This is a genomic window from Eubacterium sp. AF19-12LB (assembly GCF_003479125.1).
Lineage (GTDB): Bacteria > Bacillota > Clostridia > Lachnospirales > Lachnospiraceae > Eubacterium_U > Eubacterium_U album.
In genome coordinates, this window is the sequence record NZ_QUGP01000006.1 from 56,286 (window position 1) to 78,509 (window position 22,224).

Consider the following 22,224-nt stretch of genomic DNA (forward strand, 5'->3'; position numbering starts at 1 on the left):
CAGTCTGTTTTGGGATGTTTTTCTGCTTTTTTTAACGATTTTACTCGTCTACATATTCTAATTTGCTGACAGACACTTCATATGCTGTGTGCTTTTCGCTTTCATCTTCATTAATCTTCTTAATGTACTCTCTGCTTTGCACTCTTCCCCATATCTGAATGTGTCCACCCACTTCAAAAGCTGATGCATATCTTGCATTTCTGCCCCAGGCAATGCAAGGTATGTAATCTGATTTACCATACGGTCTGTTAACTGCAATAAGTAAATCTGCGATTTCTCTTCCAAGCGGTGTTTTTCTGTAAATTGGTGGTTTGCAAATAAATCCATCAAGGAAAATCTGATTTGTTCTGCCTGCATCAAGATTCTCTTCTACTTCTTCCCATTCTCTTACGAAAATAGAAAGCACCAATTTGTTTCTTGTCCCCTCATGTCTGTTGTAGGATCGAAACTGTCCTGATACTTCTACAAGTCTTCCTGTGTAATCCTGTGTTACATCAACAAGTCTCTCAGATACCATCAACGGAATAATATCCGTTAATTCACTAAGTCTGTCTACAGATACATCTACCATGTAGAATCCTTCTCCAAAAACTTCATGGCTGTATCTGAATTCAGATACAATCTCACCTACAATGCTAACGCGGTTGTTCTCAATAATCTTGTCGATCATGTGTGCTTCCCCCTTCTGTACCAACCTTTGGTTTCTTATTTCTTTTATCTCTATAATTATATTTCCTTTTTCCACTTTTATGTAAAAATGTGTTCGACCTTTTTCGACTTATATAATTTTTGTCTCAAATTTTTGCTCATTTATCGTCGAATACTAGGGTTTCACTTCGAAATAATTACTATTATTTACTATAAAATCGATATTTTCTTTATTCATTTACACACAATTTTCTATTATATCTATTTTTTTACCCCTAAATTTTTACCCCAAAGTCTCAACTTTGCCGTGAACTTTATCTTTTGTAATAATGACATTTCCTCTACTACAAAAAAATACCGACATTTGCAAACATCATTCACAAATGTCGGCACAATATTAATAACCAAGGTTCTTTAATGTCATTTTTGTTTCTGTCTTTAAAGCGCTGTTGATTGCACTTGAAGCTATGTTGCTTCTTAATTTCTTTACTGTAGCCTGCGGTTTATTCTTTGCTAACTTAACATCAGCAACCACTTCCTGATTCTGAATTGCTTTTATCTGAATCTTGTTTCCTGATGTATGAATAGTACATACAAAATCTCCAACCTGTTTAAAGATTTTTCCATTTTTCTTTAAGTAATTGTAAAGAGCTATACCATTCTTCTTTTTGTCCTTTGTCACTTTAAGTTTCGCTTTAGACTTAACACATTTGAAGTTTGTAACCTTTACTGATGTACTAAAACTTGAATCAGCATCATTAGGAAGTACTTCTGAGAGTGCATAAATATCACCCTGTTCTTCTGTTCTGTCACCAAATTCTCCACCCATTCCATAATAAATGAATGTTGCATTAGCAGATGCTTTAAATGTTGCCTTGTAGTTTTCTGTTACGCCCGGCTGTAAGTGTAACCAGTCTGCATAAACTACTGTGTCCTGTGAATCTGTAACTTTAAAGAATACCCATTTTTCAGCCGTTGTAGTTGTTGCTTTAAAACTAAGAGTATACTTCTGTCCTTTCTTCACTGTGATGTCTCTGTGTGCCTGTGCTCCCCAAACACCGCCCCAGCCAATCGCATCCATATCAGCTGAGAAAGAACTTGCTGTTGCGCCTGACAAACTACCGTCAGCTCCTTCGTACCAATTTTCTCTCTGTCCAAAGTAGCCTTCAAATGTTGTACCTGCAAAACATGTTGCACACATAGCTACTGTTATAGTTGTTGCAACTATAGCAGCTGAAATTTTCCTGATAACCTTTCTCATTGGTTAATCCTCCTTAAATATAAGTATTTGTATCTTCTTTTAGAACTATAACTTATATCTAACACCCTTCGGTTCTATTTTATAACATTTACAGGGGCTCCTGCAACCCATTTTTTAATATTATTTTTTACAATTTCAACAAGTCTTGTCCTGGTTTCAACAGGTGCCCATGCTGAGTGAGGTGTAATAATTATATTATCTATATCAAGAATCTCTTCATGCTTTTCCATCGGCTCTACTGCTACTACATCAAGACCTGCTCCTGATATTTTCTTAGATTTAACAGCATCAATTAATGCCTGTTCATCAACTACTCCGCCTCGTGATGTATTTATAAACAGTGCTCCATCTTTCATTTTTTCAAAAAACTCTTTATTACACATCTTTTCTGAATCGCTATTTAATGGGCAATGAATAGAAACTATATCTGATTTTTCAAGCAGTTCATCCATTTCTACAAATCGGACGCTTTCATCTTTCTTAGGACTTCTGTTATACGCTAAGACCTTCATATCAAATGCCTGTGCAATTTTTGCAACTTTCTTTCCTATTGAACCATATCCTACAATTCCTAATGTTCTTCCATCCATTTCCTTCATTGGTTTAAATGGCGAAAATTTTTCGCTGTGTATCCACCCTCCGTCTTTAACAAATTTGTTATACTCTCCAACTTTATTGTAATGTTCAAGAATAAGAGCAAATACATGTTGTGCTACAGCATTTGTAGAATAACTTCCTGCATTACATACCGTTATATTTCTTTCATTTGTATATTCTATATCCACATTATTATATCCTGTAGCAAAAAGTCCTATATACTTTACATTCTTTGCATCCTTCAAAGTCATTCTGTTCATTATCGACTTATTACACAAAATAATTTCAGCATCCTTTATTCTTTCCGCTATCTGATTATATTTAGTATAATCATAAATTGTCACTTCACCAAATTCATCAAATACCGAAAAATCAATATCATCATTCGTTAAAGTTTTTGCGTCTAAAATTACTACTTTCATCAGCCCAATATCTCCTACTATTATATGTATTACCACTTCCATTAGTCAGTGGTCATTTGCCAAAGCATTTATGTAAAATTAACTTCATTCAATGTTTTTCTAAACATTGCTTTCATGTTAAAGACTTTCACCTATTAGAAACGTGCACCGCAAGGTGCACAACATAAAAAAAGAAGTTCCCAAACAGGAACTTCTTTTTATTTATTAATCCTAAAATCAGATTATACTCTTGAAAGGTATTCACCTGTTCTTGTATCAATCTTAATCTTTTCACCCTGATTAACGAATAATGGAACATATACTGTTGCTCCTGTTTCAACCACTGCAGGTTTTGTAGCACCTGTAGCTGTGTTTCCTTTAACACCAGGTTCAGATTCTGTAATCTCTAATTCTACGAAAAGAGGTGGTTCAATTGCAAATACATCACCATTGTGTGAGCAGATTGTAACCATTTCGTTTTCTTTAACAAACTTAAGTGCATCACCGATTGTTTCTTCTGATAATGCAATCTGTTCAAATGTTTCTGTATCCATAAAGTTATACAATCCACCATCTGCATATAAATACTGCATTGATTTTCTATCGATGTGAGCCTTAGGACATTTTTCAGTTGGTCTGAAAGTCTTTTCAACTACACCACCACTCTTGATATTTTTTAATTTTGTTCTAACGAACGCTGCGCCTTTACCTGGTTTTACATGCTGAAATTCGATAATCTGATAAATCTGTCCTTCAACTTCGATTGTAACACCATTTCTAAAATCGCCTGCTGCTATCATAATATTTCCTCCTAACAGTTCATTGTGTTTTACCACGCTACGTTTTATTTTATAATAATAATATTATTATTTCAACTATTTTTTACTACAGCAATTATTAAGCGTGCTATTTTTCTATTTATTATACTAGAAAAATGTATTATAAAACGTCAAATTCCATAGGAATATTTATTCCTTCTATTGTATGAATATATCTATAGTGTCCGGAATGTAGTCCTACATAATCCTGGAATATAGGAATACTAAAATATCCCGGTCTTAAATTTTCAATCAATATTATAATTTCCGGAAATCTTGCATCGTCACTCAATTCAATGTTCTTCCACTGATTATCCTCATATATTTCAAGTTTTCCCGGTTGAAGACTTCCCGGATATGTATTATCTTCATTACCTACAGCATAAACATAAAATGATAATTCATCATTCATATTTATTTGATTATTCTTTAATATACCAACAAATTTTGTATCATTTTCATATACATTAAAATTAACGATACATTCCTGTCCATTAACTTTATTGGTTAATCGATATTGCCCGATTGAAATATCATAGTAATTATTCAAATCTGCATTTCTAATCATCTCACTATCATTAACCTCATACATTGTATTCTGATACTCATTTTTCTTTTCGATGATTTCCCATTTTCCATCTATATATTTTTCCAATTTTTCTGTTTTATAATCTAGTGCTATCACTCCCTTGCCATTAGTCAATGAATATTTAATTATTAGATTATCCTTTAAAGTTATTTTATCGTTAACATATGACAATTTTATTTTTGTTTCATTTACAGGATTTTGATTATCGCCTTTTCCCGCTTCTCCATTTGTAGTTGTCTCTTCATTCTTATTATTTGCAGTATTCTGTGATGATGTTGTTTCACTATTTTGCGTTTTGTCCTGATTATTTATTATTTTTTCTGAATCTGTATTCTTTTTCTTGTTTTTATTAACAACATTAATAATAAATACTCTCTTCTTATTTTTATATTTTGCTATAATTTTTGTCTTGCCATTTTTTATTCCCTTTATTTTTAAAATATTATTTTTCTTACCTTTAATTTTTACTATTTTAACAATCTTTTTATTTTTAATTGTCCATTTTACTTTTACGCTTGGCTCTTTCACTTTTATAGTCTTTGTCTTATTAACTACGATATCAACTTTTTTTGTATCAGCATTTACATTAATAGTTCCAACTATACCTACAACACATATTACACATGCAATTACAATTTTTTTAATATAATTAATTGTAATTCTACTTCTTCCTTTAGTCATATAAATCTCCTTTCCAACTAAATTATTCGAACACTAATTTTATGATAACCATAACATATACTTCTATTTATATCTATATGTTTTAGTAACGAAAGTATTTTTTCAGATTATTTTTTCAGATTATTTTTTCAGATTATTTTTTCTTTAATATTTAAACCACTGTATTTTCATCACGTAAAAAATCCGACAGGCTAAACCTATCGGATTTTCATTTTCTTTCTAATACTATATCTTTATCCTATGCTAAAAACTTATACGCTCTAAAATCTCACCACAGATTTCAACTCTGCTTTTTCCATCTGTTGCTATAGAAACCTGAGCTGCCTTTTGATATCTTTTTTCTCTGTCAGCAATCATTTTTTCTATATATTCTACTGTCATATGATTATTCAAAAGTGGTCTGTCTTTATTTTCGCATATGCGGTCATAAATAGTTTTCGGTTCTGCCGTGAGAAGTACTGTTCTTCCGCCTTCTTTCATTATTTCTATATTTTCATCTTTAAGAACAACTCCACCACCGCATGATACTATTTTTCCTGCATTAATTTGCATCTCTTCTAAAGCTTTTGTTTCAAGTTTTCTAAAATATTCTTCCCCATTTTTTTCAAATATATCACTTATAGACATATTTTCCTGTTCTTCTATGTATTTATCAATATCAACAACCGGCATTCCTGTAATATAGCCTAACGCATTTGATATTGTAGTTTTTCCCGTGCCCATAAAGCCAATCATAAATATATTTTTATCTTTGATATCATCACAATTAATACCTAATATATTTCTAACCTGTTTAATTGTCATTTGTCCCGGTGCTGATGTATTTACACCTGCCGCAAATGTTATTACTGAGCCTGTTGTCTTTCCACATACTCTTGTTACTGCGCCTAATTCTCCCATTGACATTGTAACTATAGGTGCTATCATTTTTTCATTTGCCTCAATAGAACCATATACGAGTTCCTTAACATCCTCTTCGCAACTTGGCATTACTGCCATTTTACATATATCTGCTCCAAGTTCTTCCATCGTCATTAATGTTTCCACTATCTTTTCTCTTGACGGCGTTTCATTAAAATGATGATTTGAACCAATTACTTTTGCTCCCGCCTTATGTATTTCCTCTATCATATCTAAGGCAATTGAATCTTTAGAGTAGGCTTCTACATCTATTAATTCAGCCAGTCCTGTCTTAGCTACCTGAACATTCAAATCATAATAACTGTTGTTTGAGATAAATTTTTTTCCACCTTCGCCATCTGTTCTGAAAGTAAAGATTAATGGTATATCTTTAATTACCTCACGCAAATCTATCAGCATATTCTCCACTTCATCAATATAAACGCTGTCAAAGAAATCACATCTCCATTCGATTATATCCGGATTCATCTCCACAACTTTTTTTGCCTGTTCTATCACTTCATCGTGATTTTCGCCTACTATCGGTACGCACACTTTGGGGTGACCGTCGCTAAGTTCAAGGTTTCCGACCTTAATTTGTTTCATTTTTCTTCTAATTCCTTTTTCGGAATTATTCCTCCTTTTACATTATTTGCCATCTGTTTAAATTACGGCATTTGACGTACATTATAACATATATGATTTTTATATAAAAGAGCAAAAATGTCTAAATGACATTTGCATAACTAACTAAAACTTTCTAAATGCTGTTTGTTATTGAAGTTATTTTACATTTACACGCAGTAATAGTGTATATCATTTAGAAAAATACCCGGCATTTATTAAAACCCACTTCCATTTGTTTTCAAATTTATGTATCATAATATATGGTGTTGAATTAATTCAGCATATATCAACTAAATTAGAATTATAAAAGTATCCAACAATAACCGTAATAAAGTTTATTGAACAAAAATATACCGGCTCAAATAATTACAACGGAGGTACTACAATGGAAAATATAAATATTACAGGGTCAACAAAACTTACAGGACTTCTTGGCAGTCCTGTTGCACATAGCAAATCACCCGCAATGCACAATGAAGCCTTTCGACTTTTAGGTTTAGATTATGTATATTTATGCTTTGATGTGGATGAAAATAATATGGAATCAGCAGTTGAAGGTCTACGAACATTAGGAGTTGCCGGATTCAACTGTACAATGCCTGACAAAATAAAAATGTGGGAATTATGTGATGATTTATCTCTTGCAGCAAAGTTAATAGGTGCTGTAAACACAGTTGTTAATCAAGACGGAAAATTTATTGGTCACAATACTGACGGAATTGGATATATGCAATCTGTTAAGGATGCCGGATTTGATATAATTGGAGGTAAAATGACATTAATGGGTGCCGGTGGTGCTGCATCTTCAATTCTTGTTCAGGCTGCAATAGATGGCGTGAAAGAAATCGATGTTTACAACAGACCCGGAACTAATTTTGATAAAGCTCAGATTTTAATTGACAAGTTGAATAAAGTTACTTCAGCTAAAGTTTCTCTCTATGATTTAAATGACGAAACTTCTTTAAAGAAGTCATTGGATTCAAGCACAATTTTAACTAACGGAACTTCTCTTGGTATGGCGCCAAATACCTACTCTTGTGTTATTAAAGACAGTTCCTTTTTACATCCTGAATTAATTGTTTCTGATATTGTTTATAACCCACTCGAAACAAAACTTATGAAAATGAGTAAAGAAATAGGTTGCCCTGTATTCAATGGTTTATATATGCTTTTATATCAGGGGGCTGAAGCCTTTAAGCTTTGGACAGGGAAAGAAATGCCTGTTAATGAAATCAAATCAAAGTTTTTTTAGAAATATTATCAATTAATTTTGAACAATAAATTTTAAAATGAATTATTTTATTCATTACGGATGATATAATTTTTTCAATATCATCCGTAATTTTTTTATTATTCAATAAAACAAATCTCACATTTTCAATATTTATATAATTTAGGGTTGTATAATCAATTTATCAGACTCATATAAACTTATGATTTATACTATTTACTCATATCGGTTTTAGACATTTTCTTTTTCCAACGCCATAAAATAAATTTTTCAGGAATTCTTTTTAAAACTATTTGAATTTCTTCTTTTTTATCGATTTTTTTAACCATCACACTCTGGATTCCTGTTCTGTTTGCGCCATACACATCTGTGAATATCTGGTCGCCTACAAATATTGTAGAATCTACATCTGTGTGCATTAATTCCATCGCTTTTTTATAGTTCCTAGTTGAAGGTTTATGTGCATCAAATATGTATTTTGACTTAACTGCATAAGCGAATGGCTCAACTCTTGGTTCCTGGTTATTTGAAATAAGACACGTATCAAGTCCTATTTTTCTTAATTTTTCGAAAAATTCAATACTCTTATCTGTAGCGGGATGTCCATGAGGAACTAATGTATTGTCAATATCAAATATCACTCCTCTTATCCCCTGTTTATAATACATGTCAAAATCTATATCTTCTACAGAATTTATATATTCATTTGGGTAAAATCTTTCAAGCATATTTTTCTCCTGCGTTCTATCTTTTATTTACGATGTTCTTACATCATCAAATGCTCTAATTTAAAATGTTCCTACATTGTGAGATGCTCTAATTTAAAATGTTCCTACATCATCAGATACACAATTTTAAAATATTTTTACATCATTAGATGCACTAATCAAAGTTATTCTTTCATCATCTATGCACTAATTTAAAAATTTCTTTAACTCATCCATAAATGTATTTACATCTTTAAACTCTCTATATACAGAAGCAAATCTTACATATGCAACCTGGTCTAATTCTTTAATTTTATCCATAACGATTTCACCAATCTCATTACTTGAAATCTCTTTTTCTTCTTTATTAAATATCTCTGCCTCTATTTCTTCAACCGTAGATACTATCTGATCATAAGATACAGGTCTTTTATGACATGAACGTACAATTCCCCTCTCTATCTTACTTCTATCATACGGTTCTCTGTTATCATCTTTCTTTATAACGATAAGCGGTATTGTTTCTACTTTTTCATATGTAGTAAAACGTTTACCACATACCTCACACTGTCTTCGGCGTCTGATAGAATTATTCTCTTCTGCCGGTCTTGAATCAATTACCTTTGTATTTTCTTCTCCACAAAATGGACACTTCATATTCTGCCTCCTAATACTTAATTCCAGTCATAAATTGATTATAAAAAGAATTAGTTATCTGGTCAAGACGTTTTGTACTTATGCTTTACATCATCTAAGTCTACACTAACCAAAATAATATCATCCCCAATCTGCTTTACACATTTTACAGGAATTATATATTCAAAATCGCTACATATAAGATTACAGAATTTTGTAGGCCCGGGCACAATCAGTGCTTCTATACATCCTGTGCAAATATCAAATTCCAAGTCTTCTACCGAGCCTATCATTTTACAGTCACAACAATTAATTACTTCTTTCTGTTTTAACTCACATATTCTCATTTTTGCTCTGCAGTCTTTTTTTTATTTTATGAGAAAAATTTATATTTTATGATTTTATCTTATATAGCGTTTTACTATTTTAACTGATATATTATTTTGTATTTCCATGTCATCTATTTTTTATCATTATTATTACATATATCGCTTTGCATTTTTTATCTTATATAGCTTTTTACCACTTCTTATCGCATATAATGCCTCATTGCCTTTATCGCATTTTTTTCAAGTCTGCTAACCTGTGCCTGAGAAATTCCTATTTCATCAGCTATTTCCATTTGTGTTTTTCCCTTAAAAAATCTTAAGTCTATTATTTCTTTTTCTCTTTCCGGTAGCCCTTTAATTGCTTCAGCAAGAGCTATTCTATCTACCCATTTTTCTTCTTTATTTTTTTTATCACTTATCTGGTCCATCACATACAAAGTATCTCCTCCCTGGTCATATACCGGGTCAAATAAAGATACCGGACTTTGTATTGCATCTAAGGCATATATAACTTCTTCAGATGTAGCTCCAATTTCTTTAGATATTTCACTTATGGTTGGTTCTTTATTGCTTGTCTTCATTATACGCTCTTTAGCATAAATAGCTTTATACGCTGTATCTTTTATCGACCTGCTTACTCTGATTGATGCATTATCTCTTAAAAATCTCTTTAGTTCTCCTGCAATCATAGGTACTGCATAAGTTGAAAACTTTACATTTAATGTGTCATCAAAATTGTCAACTGCTTTTATAAGTCCAACGCATCCAATCTGAAACAAATCATCCATATTTTCATTGCTTCCCGAAAATCTCTGAATAATACTTAGCACAAGTCTCAAATTCCCCTGAATGTACCTTTCCCTTGCTTCTTTGTTTCCTTTTTTTATCTCTTTAAAAAGTTCAGTTTTTTCTTCATTTGTCAGTAACGGTAATTGTGTCGTGTTTACTCCACTTATTTCCACTTTAAAAAGAGCCATATTTTCCTCCAAATCATTCAATTACTTCTTATCAACAAACAAATATTTGTCAATTTGTATTACATTTAAATGATTAACAAAAACACGGCTCTTTATACATTATTCATATTTTACAATTTCTTTTTTAAGTCGATTCATTATCTTTTTTTCTAATCTTGATATGTACGATTGTGATATTCCAAGAAAATCTGCGACTTCCTTCTGTGTCATCTCCTCCCCATCTTTATTATTTAGTCCAAATCTCATTTCCACTATTGATTTTTCACGTTTATTTAATTTTTCAATTGCTTTTTTTAACAGACTTTTCTCCACTTCATTTTCAAGTCCTCTTGATATAACGTCCTCATCTGTTCCAAGAATGTCCGAAAGCAAAAGTTCATTACCATCCCAGTCAACATTTAAAGGCTCATCTATAGATACTTCAAGTTTTGTTTTATTGTTTCTTCTCAAATACATTAGTATTTCATTTTCAATACAACGTGATGCATATGTAGCAAGTTTTATGTTTTTATCTGTCTTAAACGTATTTATTCCTTTAATAAGACCAATTGTTCCTATTGATATCAAATCTTCTACGCCTACCCCTGTATTATCAAATTTTTTTGCTATGTATACAACCAGTCTCAAATTATGTTCTATTAACATTCTTCTTGCTGATTCATCATTTTCATTTATTAATTTTTCTAACTGTTTTGCCTCTTCTTCACCTTCAAGTGGAGCCGGAAGCACATCCGGTCCTCCGATATAATGTACTTCATTAGACTCATCTGAAAGTATCCATCTGGTAAGCACAGGAATCACATTTAAATTTTTAAGCAATTTTTCTCTCCTCTCTTTTATTTTTAATTGTGGACATGCATTGCAATTTCGCAATCATCTATTTACTTTGTTTCAAAATTGCGAGTGCATATTGCAATTTTCGCAATCGCCTATTTGTTTTTGATTTGTTTTACTATTATGTAGAATAAATTCAGAATTTAAAAGCATCTGATATTTTTTATCGTTATTAAACATTCCTTTATAAATTCCTAATACCGGATTTAAAATTTTCAAGTTAATGTCTCTATTTTTAATTTCCATATAATCAACAGTAATTCCCGTCAATATTCCATTTTGACTTCCAACTGATTTGAATGGAATAAGAAAACATTTCTCATTTCCGGTTAAAATTTGTTTTATTACATTGTATTGCAAAACAGATACCGGTCTGCCTTTGTACGGTTCTCTTAAACTATTTCCTGTATCTTCTAAAGCGACTGTTTCTATCTTTGAATCGCCATTTACAATTCGTACATTATACAGATTTTTGCGGATCTTGAGTTTGTTTAGCATTTGATAAACTGCCACCTTCATTAGCAGACATCCAATTACTATTCCAAACATCAGCATTAGTACATTTAATTTTTTGTGTTCCTGTGTTTTTGCCTGTGCCACTGTTTTCCCCCAAAAACTATAGCTGCTAAGCATTGATACCACCCCATTCAACACAAAAGTAACACAATATACAACAGTCAGCATTTTTATTCCAGATAACTTTCTGTTATTAAACGCAATTCCGGTCATTATGTATGGGACAACCAGCCATGTAAATAATATTTGCAACACTCCGTATTTTACTTTAAGCACTAATATTATTACACTGTAAGTTGCTCCAAATAAAGCTGCGATAACACATCTGATTGCTGTTCGTACCTCTATTTTTCCTTTAAAGTTAAGTATCTGTTTTGCAACAACTAAAATAATAAAATCCATTAGAAAGTTTATTGCAAAATACACGTCTACATATATTACATGCATCCTTCACCTCCAAATGGTAAAGCCATTATATACTTAAATCCCCGAAAAATTTGTCGAACTCTCGTGTAATAAAAAAATACATTTACAAAAAATGTAAATGTATTTTTCTTAAAACGTAAAATCTGATTTCATGACATCTTTAATAAATAAAAGTAAATTTTATTTATTATTTATTATCATATCTACGAAATATTTATGTATTTTATCACTCTCATTTAATTCAGGATGAAATGACATTGCTAACATATTATTGTATTTTACGGCTACAATTTTTTCATTTATCACAGCCATAATTTCTGTGCCACATTTAACTGCTTCCTGAATTCCTTTAATCATTGCAGGGTCACTCATTCTTGCCACACCGCCTGCTGCTCTAATATCTGCCGGAATTCTTTCAAGTGCCATTACCGCACATGCTCCTGCTTCTTCTGCTATCTTTGCCTGTTCCGGTGTTGTAACATCCATAATTACTCCACCCTTTAACATCTGTGCCAATTCCTTATTAAGTTCATATCTTTTATTTGCCATTTTTGCTCTCCTTATAATACCTTTATTTGTATTTATTTTTAGGATTACAAACGCGTCTGTAAATTCAACCTATTCTCTTTTATATTTAGGCTTCTTATTTGATATATCTTTTTTACTTTTACATAATACAAAAAACTGATACTGTCTAAATATCCATTTTAGCACTTTTAGACAATACCAGTTTTTTATATTTATTCATTTGTATTAATTATGCTTATTATCATGACTTATATTTTAATCCCATCCTACACTTTCTTCCTGAACTATATATTTTTTTGGAATATGCACATTTACCTCATAACTTGACAAATAGTAATTTTCCACATCAGTATTGTACCCAACATTACTATTGTCAAATCTATTCGTAAAACTACCTAAAAATACATCTTTAGACAACACTAAATACAGTTTATTTTGCTGTTTGCTTTCTATATGCATCTTATGATTCTTTATATATACATTAAATTCCATATTTTCATATATATCCTTAATATAATCGCTATGTATTTCCGGTGCATGCCTTACTATTTCTACATACGGTTCAGTTTCTCCATCTTCCAGTGCTGAAATTGAATAACCATGTATCATCATTTGACTTTCAATATCAGCATCCATATCAATTTTTTCACCATCTGAAATATTCAATGGATATCTTACAGTTTCTACAGAATCATCAACATAATCATCAACATAATCAACAACATTTTGTTCACTAACATATGATGTACCCATAACTGCTGCCATTAGTGTAATTGCTAATAGCACCGCACTAATTACTTTATTTCCATTTTTACTGTCTTTTATGTTTATTTCTAACAATAACCCTGCACTAAAGCAAACAACTGATGTAATTAATATTTTACATATGTACACCCATATATTATTTTCAAAACAATAGAAATTAACAACTGTCTTTGCCATATCAAAAATAATATTATTTCTTTGCCAAATAAAAATTGATACAAATAGTACAACCATCACAATAGAAGCTGCTATACTTTTCCTAAACACTGTACTTACAAACTGCATAATACATGTGACGAAAACTATCCACATTAGTCCCATAACAAAAAACAACAATACATTTTTTACAACCATTTCATTAACAACAACTAATTTATCATTATATTGCTCTATTAATTTTGCCAGACCATATCCTAACACCATATTTAATGTGCATTGTAAAATCCATATTATTCCAACTGTATTCATTGTTAGAAAATGAGATAAATATATTGTTTTACTGTTACACGGATAATTATTTACGTAGTCTTTATAAAAAGAATTAAAATATGTCATTACTACTATAAATATAATAGATGCAATAATTGCATATTGTCCATCAATTCCCATGTAATCAAATATTATGTCCCCTTTTTCATTATTAAAGTAAGAAAATAAAAGACTCAAAACCCAATCAATTTCCATAAAAAACGTTACCGGTATAATAATCATCATAACCTGCTTTATTCTATACATTTTGAGTCGCAATTTATACAAATCAAATATATTTTTACGCTCTATTTTTCCCATAATTTTTCCAAATCCTCTCCTAAATTTACCGTTGTTCTATACATATAGAATTCTTCTGCTGTCAATCTTTCAGCAATAAGTCCCTTATCCTTAATCTCTTCCATAACAGTTTTATTGTAATCTTCTTCCACAACAGCAATATTATTAGTCTCGCATAATTGTTTAAAAATAACTTTCTTATCTTTTACAAATTCAGTTACCTGCTGTCTTGTTCCTTTTACCTTAAATGCTTTATGTTTCATTTCATCTACATCGCCATTATAAAGAATCTGTCCAGCCCCAATCATACATATATTTGCAAGTATATTTTCCATCTCTGATAGCAAATGACTTGAAATTAATATTGTTCTTGGATATTCTATATAATCACGTAATATAATATCGTATATCTGTTTTCTTCTTACAGAATCCGCTCCCGATACAGGTTCATCTAAAATTGTAATTTCTGCTCTTGAAGCAATTGCACATATAAAATTAAATATTGTTGTCTGACCTTTCGACAAACGTCCTATCCTTTTGTTCTGTTCTATATCAAAAACATCCATTAACTTATTTGCAAAATTAATATCAAAATTCTTATACATTAATTTATGATATTGAAGTATATCTTTTAACTTTGATCTGCTCTCAGTATTATAAGTGCTTGATGCATAGATTATTTTATTAGCAGTCTCAATGTCAGTTGCCGGATCCCTGTCATCAATTAATACACTTCCTTCATCGGGACTGAGTCTTCCTGCTATAAGCTTCATCAATGTTGTCTTTCCTTCACCATTTCTTCCAACTATTCCAACTATTTGTCCCGGTGCTATGCTAACATTTAAACCATTGAATATCTTTTTACTTTTATATCCATATCCAAATTTCAGATTTTCTATTTTAATCTCATTACTCATTACTGCCCTATCTCCTTATATTTTTCTTCTATCAGCTCAATCACTTCCTGTTTAGACATCGATAATCTTTTTCCCCAGCAAACCAGGTCATCTACTATCTTAGTCATCTCTTCTTTTCGTTTTCTGTCTTCAACAAGTTTTTTAGCATTAACTGCAATGGTCATTGCCTGACCTCTTTTCTTAATTAAAATTCCTCTGTTGACAAGAAGATTTATTCCCTTTGCAGCTGTTGCCGGATTAACATGCAATTCCTTTGCCAAAACCAATTGTGAATAACATGATTCTCCTTCTTCGAGTTTACCTGATAAAATATCGTCTTCTATAGCATCTGCAATTTGAACATAAATAGGGACCATACTATTTTCATTAATATCCATTATGTTTCTCCTACTACATTACTCATATAATGTAGCATAGTTGTAGTGTAGTTATTTGTCAAGTTGAACGCAAAAAGAGACAGACTCACTTAAATCATGAGTCTGTCTCTTTTATATATTTTAATCTAATTTATTTGTTCTGTAAGAAATCAGGAATCTTTAATTCTCTTGGTTCTACTGTTGGCTGTGGTTTTATCGGCTGACTTGATGTAAATGGCTTAATTGTTGATGCACCTGATATTCCGCCAAAAGGTCTTGTTGTTTTTCCTGTTGCAAATGGATTAGCTGTGATTGCACTACCCTGATCAATTCCTGTAGCCATAACAGTAATTGAACATTCATCAGGATATGTATCATCATAGCGAACACCAAAGATGATATTAGCATCTTCACCTGCTAATTCCTGAACATAACTTGCTGCTTCATTAGCTTCAAAGAGTGATACATCACCTGTAATATTAACGATAACGTGCTTAGCACCTTCAATTGTTGTTTCAAGTAATGGAGATGTTACAGCCATCTGAACTGCTTCGTTAGCTTTTTCATCACCACTTGCTGAACCGATACCGATATGTGCAATACCTGCATCTCTCATAACTGTCTGTACATCAGCAAAGTCAAGGTTAATTAATGCAGGTACATTAATTAAGTCTGTAATACCCTGTACTGACTGCTGTAATACTTCATCAGCTTTCTTTAATGCTTCAGGCATTGTTGTTCTTCTATCAACGATTTCAAGTAATTTATCATTAGGAATAACAATTAAAGTATCAACATTTTCCTTTAATCTTTCTACTCCTGCTAATGCATTGTTCATTCTTGTCTTAGCTTCAAATCTAAATGGCTTTGTAACAACACCTACTGTAAGTACGCCCTGTTCCTTAGCGATTCTTGCAACAACAGGTGCAGCTCCTGTACCTGTTCCACCGCCCATACCACAAGTAACAAACACCATGTCTGCTCCCTTGATTAACTGAGCTAATTCTTCAACATTCTCTTCTGCTGCTGCTTCACCAACTTCAGGCTTAGCTCCTGCACCAAGTCCCTTAGTTACCTTTTCACCAATCTGTAATGTTGTTGGTGCTTTACATCTCTTTAATGCCTGTGCATCTGTATTTACACCAATAAATTCTACTCCACCTATATTTTCATCTATCATACGGTTAACAGCATTATTACCTGCGCCACCAACGCCTATAACGATAATCTTTGCAACTGCTTCTGTTTCATTTGTTGTGATTTCTATCAAGAGCTTGTCCTCCTTCGTTTCATTTCATTCATTATTCTCGATACTCTAACTCAATTAGTATACAACAATGTAGACAAAAAATCTACTTCATTGCATATATTATATATAATATATTCGTTTGAAAAAAATATCAACAAATTTTTTTACAAAATAATAATATTTTTAAATTTTTACCGTTCAACTGCTGTAGTTTCTTCATTTGTTGCTTCATTTGTTGCTTCATTACTTACCGGATTACTATTATTTTGTGTTTCATCCTGATTTGTACTATCCACACTCTCACTTTCACTCTGGGATGATGTCTTAGTTTCATTTTCCTTTAAAGTATATCCGCTTCCATCTGTACTCAAAGACTTCATGTTAAGAGTGCCTTTATATTTAAGTAGTCCTCCATCAATCATATCACTCAAATCTATCATTTTTTCATTTAAGTCTCTACCTTTTCCAAATTCAATTTTTACTTTCTTTATGTAAATAGAAGCCTGTCCATCTTCTGTAATTTCAATTTTCTTTACATTAAAGTTATATTTCTGAATTGCCTGGGAAACAGTCAGTAGCAAATCATATACATCTTCATCTTTAACTTCAAATTTTTCATACAATTTAGGATTATTAATTTCGATTCCAACAACATTTGGAATACCTTTTATTTTCTCGGTAGCTAATTTTTCTATAACACCGTCTCTGTCAAAATAAATATATATGCCATCTTTTTCCACATAACCAATTAGACTTTTTTCATATACCGATATTTGAAGTTTTGATGGTGACTTCATTTTGACATCATATTTATCTAAAAACGGAATTTCCACTTTTCCCATTCCGGTTTTCGCTTTTAACCAGAATACAAATGTATTTTTATTTTTTCCATCTTTAAATATGTAATCCGTCAATTCCTGCTGTGTGTATATTTCATTTCCTTTCATTTCTACGGAATTTAATTTAAAGCCAAAATATATAATGCAAAATACCGCTGCCACAACTGCAGAAATACTTAAAACAACTTTAAGCACCTTTCTTAAAGTTCTTGTTGCCTTTCTAAATCGCATTTTACGTATTCTTTTTTTACTTTCTTTTTGAATACGCCTTTCTTCTTTCTCCTCGTTCTTTCTTGCTCTTTCCTGTGCTTTTTTCTGCAGAATTCTCTCTTTTTCTTCTGCCTTTTTAGCCTGAAGTTTTTTCTTTCTCTGTTCCTGACGTCTTAGCTCTTCCTGACGTCTTTCATTTCTTTCTCTATTTTCTCTTTCGTTTCTTCGTCTTTGTTCGGTTCTTTCCGCCTGCTGATGATTTTTTATCTGCGTCTGATGTCGATGTTGACGCTGTTTTTTCATCTGCGCACGTTTTCTATCCATTTTTCTGCTCATAAAACTGCATCAACTCCTTTTCTTATTGTATTCTCTTAATCTGTTTTGAGACAGCTAATACAAGTGACATTTCATATAACAGGAACAATATTGATGTTCCTCCATAACTTATAAACGGAAGGGATACACCTGTGTTCGGGATTGAATTTGTTACAACCGCTATGTTAAGCACTACCTGAACTGATATTTGTGCCATAACACCAACAACCAATAATGACGAAAATAAATCCGGTGCATTTCCTGCTATAATTCTCATTCTTCTTATTATAAATGCAAATAAAACAATAATTGCAACTGCTCCAAACAATCCTAATTCTTCGCATACAATTGAAAAAATCATATCATTTGCACTTTCAGGAACAAAACCAAGTTTCTGTGCACTCTGTCCTAATCCTTTACCAAATAATCCTCCTGAACCTATGGCATACAATCCCTGAAGCACCTGAAATCCACCATCAGCCGCATTATCTTCCGGATTTAGCCATACCGAAATACGATTCAATCTAAATCCATCACCATGTAATGTTAAATATGCTCCCATTGGAATTGCTGCTAATGCTACAAGAAATATCGCCTGTTTAACAAATTTCTTTGGCACACCTACTACTAAAATCATAATAGCCGGTATTGTTGCAATTATAATGGCTGAACTTAAGTTAGATGTTAATACCATGATTGAAAGTGTCGCTACAATTGTATAACTATATACGCGCCATATGTTTCTGTAATCCTTTAACGCCTTTTGTGAACATTTTGACAACAGACTTGCAGTAAGCACTATAACCGTAAATTTTACAAATTCTGCCGGCTGGAAAGAAAATATTCCATATCCTAACCATCTTTTTGCACCATTTCTTTCGATTCCAAGAGGTGTTGCCACAACCATAACAACACAAACAATAGAAACTATGTACATTGGCATTGCCATTCTATTCATAAGTGTTATAAAAAACTTTGAATTTTTTATAACAAACCAACCTACAACCCCTCCTGCAATAGTAAATATAATTTCTCTTTTTACATAATAACTTGCATCGCCTTTAGCTAACTGAGCCGAATAGGAACTTGCACTATAAAGTAATACAAATCCAAGGCAAATCAAAAAAATTAAAACGCATAAAAGGCTATAGTCAAAATAATTTACAGATTTCTTTTCTTTTTTAGTTTTAACAATTTCATCTTCTGAAACTGAATTGTACTCTGTTTTCATATTTACTCCTTTCTAAGCGTTTTAATTTATATTGTCATTTTATAATGCTACATATCCTAAAAGGCATAATACTGCTGTTATAACTGTAAATGCTGCAACTATCTGTGTTTCCATATATCCACATTTTTCAAAATGATGATGTATTGGTGTCATTTTGAAAATTCTTCTTCCCTGACCATATATTTTCTTTGTTATTTTGAAATATGTAACCTGCATCATAACTGTTACTATTTCCATGAGATAAATAAATGCAACTATCAAAATAAATAATGGCATTTTCATCATATATGCTGTTGCAGCAACAAATCCGCCAAGTGCTAAGGAACCTGTGTCTCCCATAAATACTCTTGCAGGATATACATTAAATAATAAGAATCCCATTAATGCACCTGCTAAAGCTGCTGTAACTGGTGCTATTCCACTATTTGTTCCTATTGAAACCACCATGAAAAATACTGCTATCATTAATGTAACACTTGTGGCCAATCCATCTAAACCATCTGTAAAATTAGCTCCATTTACAGTTCCTAATACAACGAAGAACAGCATTGGTATAAACAACCATCCCATGTCAACTGTCTGACCATGTGTAAATGGAATTATAATTTCTGTTCCCATTCCTGAATATTTTACCATATAAAATGCGAATATTGCTGTGATAACAATTTCACACAACATTTTCTGTATCTGATTTAAGCCTTCATTTCTCTTCATAACTACTTTAATGAAGTCATCTAAAAATCCTACAATTCCAAATCCTATTGTTACAAATAATATTGGAACAATCTTTGGATAATCTTTTATAAAGAACAAAGATGTTACGATTAAACTAAATAAAATAATCATTCCACCCATTGTAGGTGTTCCTGCTTTGCTTTTATGACTCTCCGGTCCTTCTTCTCTAATATACTGTCCAAATTTTACTTTTTTTAATATTGGAATTACTATAGGGCATAAAATTATGCTAATAACAAATGACATAATTATTCCAAAAATAATATTTGTATCCATTTTTTCTCCTCTTTCTGTTTTTTTATAATTATAATCACTTCTTTACAAATAGAAAAGCGATTTAATTTACGTGCATTAAATATATATCACATTTTTAATAAGTATGCATTATATTTTATTTAACAACATACGGTAAAATATTCTCATATAGTTGTTTCATTAACGGTCCAACTACTGTTCCTCCATAATATACTCCTTGCGGTTCATCAACAATTATCATCGCAATAACCTGTGGATCATTAGCAGGTGCAAATGCCATAAAAGATGCTATATATTTTCTGGCACTTCTTGGAAGTTTCTGCGATGTGGCGGTCTTTCCACCTATTCTATATCCTTCAACCTGTGCTTTATTTCCCGTTCCTTCAGCAACCACTTTTTCCAAAATATATTTCATTTTTTCTGAAACATCTTTGCTTATTACATTTTTCTTTTCATTATATTTTAATTTTTTAACTGTTTCATTGTTTTCATTTCGAATTTCAACACCAAAATGTGGAGTTACCAAATTACCTCCATTTACTATGGCACTTGCCGCAGTCAAAAACTGTACAGGTGTAATCTGAAACGACTGGCCAAATGACATTGTTGCTAATTCAACATTCCCTACATTTTTCTGTTTATGAATAATTGTTCCTGCTTCGCCAGGCAAATCAATTCCGGTTGTTTTTAAAAGTCCAAGCTTATCCATATAATTATAAAACTTTTTTACTCCAACTCTTAATCCAACATTTACAAATACCGGATTGCACGAATTCATGGTTCCATGTACAAAATCCTGACTTCCATGCCCAGTAGTCTTATGGCATCTTATCCTTCTGTCATCTACAACTACAAATCCCGGACAATTAAATGTCGAATCCAAACTTACAAGATTTTCTGACAAAGCCGCGGTTGCCGTAACAATTTTAAACGTAGAACCCGGCTCATATGTGTCATTTATGCATTGATTTCTCCACATATTATTAAGTAAATCCTGTTTTGATTTTCCGGAAGTATCATTTGAAAATTCTTCTGTAAGAGAATATGGATTGTTCAAATCAAATTCCGGTGCATTTACCATGGCCATTATTTCTCCGTTTCTAGGATTCATAACTATCACCGAAACATAATTTGCCTGCTTTGCTCCTAATGCATTGTAAGCTATTTGCTCACAATATTTTTGAATATTTATATCTATTCCTGTAACCAGATTATAGCCGGGTACAGGTTCAACTCTTTCTTCTAATGCTGTATCTAACTCTATTCCCCTTGAGTCAGTAGGCGTTAGAATGAGTCCGTCCCTGCCCTGAAGATATTTGTCATATTTAACCTCAAGTCCTACAATGCCCTGATTATCCGCTCCGGTAAATCCTAACACTTTTGATGCCATCGAAGAATAAGGATAATACCTTTTGTAATCTTCGTCAACCTTTACGCCGTCAAAATCATAGCTTCGTATTTTATCTCCTATTTCTTTATCCACATTGGACTTTATTTTTTCTCTTACACTTACTTTTTCTACTTTTTTTCTTACTTCTTTTTCTTCTAAATCCAGTTCTTCACATAACATCTTAATTACTGCGTCCGTATCTCTAATCTGTCTGTGAATTACCGAAACCGTACATACAGTTTTGTTAGACGCAATAACATTATTATTTCTGTCTAATATTTTTCCTCTGGCAGCTTTAATTCTACGTTCTCTTTCCTGCACATCCAACGCTTTCTGAGAATAATATTCACCCTTAACTACCATTATATATACAAGTTTTCCAAATACCCCTAACATCATTATGTATATTATGCAGACATATATAAGCATCATTTTACGTTGCTTGGTTCTTACTTTACCCAGTTTCATAAATAACCATTTTTTTAATG

At 31.8% G+C, this 22,224-nt stretch carries 22 protein-coding genes and 1 pseudogene; 1 reads left to right on the forward strand and 22 read right to left on the reverse strand.

The features are described from left to right. Positions 1–40: 40 nt before the first annotated feature. The 6 genes from DWX29_RS07420 to aroD all read right to left on the reverse strand — a co-directional run bounded on the left by DWX29_RS07420 (position 41) and on the right by aroD (position 6,501). The gene (locus DWX29_RS07420; protein ID WP_022088190.1) at positions 41–670 is read right to left on the reverse strand and encodes a single-stranded DNA-binding protein; all 630 of its coding nucleotides are present in this window, start codon (positions 668–670) and stop codon (positions 41–43) included. A gap of 375 nt (positions 671–1,045) precedes the next feature. Beyond that, on the reverse strand, positions 1,046–1,909 hold the full coding sequence (locus DWX29_RS07425; RefSeq protein WP_118565528.1) for a hypothetical protein: 864 nt from the start codon (positions 1,907–1,909) through the stop codon (positions 1,046–1,048). A 74-nt stretch (positions 1,910–1,983) separates the two neighbouring features. Beyond that, a complete protein-coding gene (locus DWX29_RS07430; protein WP_117910656.1) occupies positions 1,984–2,928 on the reverse strand; it encodes a D-2-hydroxyacid dehydrogenase in 945 nt (314 codons plus the stop codon). A 221-nt stretch (positions 2,929–3,149) separates the two neighbouring features. After that, entirely contained in the window at positions 3,150–3,707 is a 558-nt protein-coding gene (efp, locus tag DWX29_RS07435; RefSeq protein ID WP_117910655.1) for an elongation factor P, read from the reverse strand. Positions 3,708–3,846: 139 nt separating this feature from the next. Further along, the gene (locus tag DWX29_RS07440; RefSeq protein WP_118565529.1) at positions 3,847–4,995 is read right to left on the reverse strand and encodes a hypothetical protein; all 1,149 of its coding nucleotides are present in this window, start codon (positions 4,993–4,995) and stop codon (positions 3,847–3,849) included. A 243-nt stretch (positions 4,996–5,238) separates the two neighbouring features. Continuing rightward, positions 5,239–6,501: a type I 3-dehydroquinate dehydratase gene (aroD, locus tag DWX29_RS07445; RefSeq protein ID WP_117909852.1), complete on the reverse strand. Its 1,263-nt coding sequence runs from the start codon at positions 6,499–6,501 to the stop codon at positions 5,239–5,241. Between the two features lie 406 nt (positions 6,502–6,907). Between aroD and DWX29_RS07450 the strand changes: the two genes are divergently transcribed. Beyond that, on the forward strand, positions 6,908–7,774 hold the full coding sequence (locus DWX29_RS07450) for a shikimate dehydrogenase (protein ID WP_118565530.1): 867 nt from the start codon (positions 6,908–6,910) through the stop codon (positions 7,772–7,774). A 191-nt stretch (positions 7,775–7,965) separates the two neighbouring features. Here DWX29_RS07450 and DWX29_RS07455 read toward each other — a convergent pair whose 3' ends face one another. The 16 genes and pseudogenes from DWX29_RS07455 to DWX29_RS07525 form a co-directional block, all read right to left on the reverse strand. Continuing rightward, positions 7,966–8,481: a YqeG family HAD IIIA-type phosphatase gene (locus tag DWX29_RS07455; RefSeq protein ID WP_118565531.1), complete on the reverse strand. Its 516-nt coding sequence runs from the start codon at positions 8,479–8,481 to the stop codon at positions 7,966–7,968. A gap of 186 nt (positions 8,482–8,667) precedes the next feature. Beyond that, positions 8,668–9,117, reverse strand: coding sequence for a transcriptional regulator NrdR (nrdR, locus tag DWX29_RS07460; protein ID WP_022088197.1), 450 nt, complete (start codon positions 9,115–9,117; stop codon positions 8,668–8,670). A 62-nt stretch (positions 9,118–9,179) separates the two neighbouring features. Next, positions 9,180–9,443, reverse strand: coding sequence for a PRC-barrel domain-containing protein (locus DWX29_RS07465; protein WP_117909849.1), 264 nt, complete (start codon positions 9,441–9,443; stop codon positions 9,180–9,182). Positions 9,444–9,625: 182 nt separating this feature from the next. Then, positions 9,626–10,402 (reverse strand): RNA polymerase sporulation sigma factor SigG, encoded by a 777-nt coding sequence (gene sigG / locus DWX29_RS07470; protein WP_118565532.1) that lies wholly within the window; start codon positions 10,400–10,402, stop codon positions 9,626–9,628. Positions 10,403–10,501: 99 nt separating this feature from the next. After that, a complete protein-coding gene (gene sigE, locus DWX29_RS07475) occupies positions 10,502–11,203 on the reverse strand; it encodes an RNA polymerase sporulation sigma factor SigE (RefSeq protein WP_243003032.1) in 702 nt (233 codons plus the stop codon). Positions 11,204–11,293: 90 nt separating this feature from the next. Beyond that, positions 11,294–12,199, reverse strand: coding sequence for a sigma-E processing peptidase SpoIIGA (locus DWX29_RS07480; protein WP_118565533.1), 906 nt, complete (start codon positions 12,197–12,199; stop codon positions 11,294–11,296). A gap of 159 nt (positions 12,200–12,358) precedes the next feature. Further along, complete coding sequence (locus DWX29_RS13045; protein WP_347497665.1) at positions 12,359–12,535, reverse strand: hypothetical protein; 177 nt, start codon at positions 12,533–12,535, stop codon at positions 12,359–12,361. Then, positions 12,512–12,727 (reverse strand): annotated as a pseudogene (locus DWX29_RS12940) (pyridoxal 5'-phosphate synthase lyase subunit PdxS); the annotation flags it as partial. The gene DWX29_RS13045 and the pseudogene DWX29_RS12940, both read right to left, overlap by 24 nt. A 234-nt stretch (positions 12,728–12,961) precedes the next feature. After that, the gene (locus DWX29_RS07490) at positions 12,962–14,260 is read right to left on the reverse strand and encodes a hypothetical protein (RefSeq protein WP_118565535.1); all 1,299 of its coding nucleotides are present in this window, start codon (positions 14,258–14,260) and stop codon (positions 12,962–12,964) included. Then, positions 14,248–15,156, reverse strand: a complete 909-nt coding sequence (locus tag DWX29_RS07495; RefSeq protein ID WP_118565536.1) for an ABC transporter ATP-binding protein — start codon at positions 15,154–15,156, stop codon at positions 14,248–14,250. Before DWX29_RS07495 ends, DWX29_RS07490 begins: the two co-directional genes overlap by 13 nt. Beyond that, positions 15,156–15,533 (reverse strand): GntR family transcriptional regulator, encoded by a 378-nt coding sequence (locus tag DWX29_RS07500; RefSeq protein ID WP_118565537.1) that lies wholly within the window; start codon positions 15,531–15,533, stop codon positions 15,156–15,158. Before DWX29_RS07500 ends, DWX29_RS07495 begins: the two co-directional genes overlap by 1 nt. A 130-nt stretch (positions 15,534–15,663) precedes the next feature. Next, on the reverse strand, positions 15,664–16,782 hold the full coding sequence (ftsZ, locus tag DWX29_RS07505; protein ID WP_117909842.1) for a cell division protein FtsZ: 1,119 nt from the start codon (positions 16,780–16,782) through the stop codon (positions 15,664–15,666). A 170-nt stretch (positions 16,783–16,952) separates the two neighbouring features. Continuing rightward, positions 16,953–18,146: a cell division protein FtsQ/DivIB gene (locus DWX29_RS07510; protein WP_117909841.1), complete on the reverse strand. Its 1,194-nt coding sequence runs from the start codon at positions 18,144–18,146 to the stop codon at positions 16,953–16,955. A gap of 22 nt (positions 18,147–18,168) precedes the next feature. Next, on the reverse strand, positions 18,169–19,356 hold the full coding sequence (locus DWX29_RS07515; protein ID WP_117909840.1) for a putative peptidoglycan glycosyltransferase FtsW: 1,188 nt from the start codon (positions 19,354–19,356) through the stop codon (positions 18,169–18,171). A 39-nt stretch (positions 19,357–19,395) separates the two neighbouring features. Beyond that, entirely contained in the window at positions 19,396–20,367 is a 972-nt protein-coding gene (gene mraY / locus DWX29_RS07520; protein ID WP_022088210.1) for a phospho-N-acetylmuramoyl-pentapeptide-transferase, read from the reverse strand. A gap of 115 nt (positions 20,368–20,482) precedes the next feature. Then, on the reverse strand, positions 20,483–22,204 hold the full coding sequence (locus DWX29_RS07525; protein ID WP_199663680.1) for a penicillin-binding transpeptidase domain-containing protein: 1,722 nt from the start codon (positions 22,202–22,204) through the stop codon (positions 20,483–20,485). Positions 22,205–22,224: the final 20 nt, after the last annotated feature.

Excerpts from the sequence above, each read along its gene's own strand:
- sigG (WP_118565532.1), bottom strand. The coding sequence starts at position 10,402 with ATGGCTCTTTTTAAAGTGGAAATAAGTGGAGTAAACACGACACAATTA.
- DWX29_RS07455 (WP_118565531.1), bottom strand. The coding sequence starts at position 8,481 with ATGCTTGAAAGATTTTACCCAAATGAATATATAAATTCTGTAGAAGAT.
- mraY (WP_022088210.1), bottom strand. The coding sequence starts at position 20,367 with ATGGATACAAATATTATTTTTGGAATAATTATGTCATTTGTTATTAGC.
- DWX29_RS07490 (WP_118565535.1), bottom strand. The coding sequence starts at position 14,260 with ATGGGAAAAATAGAGCGTAAAAATATATTTGATTTGTATAAATTGCGA.
- DWX29_RS07480 (WP_118565533.1), bottom strand. The coding sequence starts at position 12,199 with ATGCATGTAATATATGTAGACGTGTATTTTGCAATAAACTTTCTAATG.
- DWX29_RS07430 (WP_117910656.1), bottom strand. The coding sequence starts at position 2,928 with ATGAAAGTAGTAATTTTAGACGCAAAAACTTTAACGAATGATGATATT.
- efp (WP_117910655.1), bottom strand. The coding sequence starts at position 3,707 with ATGATAGCAGCAGGCGATTTTAGAAATGGTGTTACAATCGAAGTTGAA.
- DWX29_RS07465 (WP_117909849.1), bottom strand. The coding sequence starts at position 9,443 with ATGAGAATATGTGAGTTAAAACAGAAAGAAGTAATTAATTGTTGTGAC.
- DWX29_RS07425 (WP_118565528.1), bottom strand. The coding sequence starts at position 1,909 with ATGAGAAAGGTTATCAGGAAAATTTCAGCTGCTATAGTTGCAACAACT.
- DWX29_RS07420 (WP_022088190.1), bottom strand. The coding sequence starts at position 670 with ATGATCGACAAGATTATTGAGAACAACCGCGTTAGCATTGTAGGTGAG.
- nrdR (WP_022088197.1), bottom strand. The coding sequence starts at position 9,117 with ATGAAGTGTCCATTTTGTGGAGAAGAAAATACAAAGGTAATTGATTCA.
- DWX29_RS07450 (WP_118565530.1), top strand. The coding sequence starts at position 6,908 with ATGGAAAATATAAATATTACAGGGTCAACAAAACTTACAGGACTTCTT.
- DWX29_RS07500 (WP_118565537.1), bottom strand. The coding sequence starts at position 15,533 with ATGGATATTAATGAAAATAGTATGGTCCCTATTTATGTTCAAATTGCA.
- DWX29_RS07495 (WP_118565536.1), bottom strand. The coding sequence starts at position 15,156 with ATGAGTAATGAGATTAAAATAGAAAATCTGAAATTTGGATATGGATAT.
- DWX29_RS07510 (WP_117909841.1), bottom strand. The coding sequence starts at position 18,146 with ATGAGCAGAAAAATGGATAGAAAACGTGCGCAGATGAAAAAACAGCGT.
- DWX29_RS07525 (WP_199663680.1), bottom strand. The coding sequence starts at position 22,204 with ATGAAACTGGGTAAAGTAAGAACCAAGCAACGTAAAATGATGCTTATA.
- DWX29_RS07440 (WP_118565529.1), bottom strand. The coding sequence starts at position 4,995 with ATGACTAAAGGAAGAAGTAGAATTACAATTAATTATATTAAAAAAATT.
- DWX29_RS13045 (WP_347497665.1), bottom strand. The coding sequence starts at position 12,535 with ATGATTAAAGGAATTCAGGAAGCAGTTAAATGTGGCACAGAAATTATG.
- aroD (WP_117909852.1), bottom strand. The coding sequence starts at position 6,501 with ATGAAACAAATTAAGGTCGGAAACCTTGAACTTAGCGACGGTCACCCC.
- DWX29_RS07515 (WP_117909840.1), bottom strand. The coding sequence starts at position 19,356 with ATGAAAACAGAGTACAATTCAGTTTCAGAAGATGAAATTGTTAAAACT.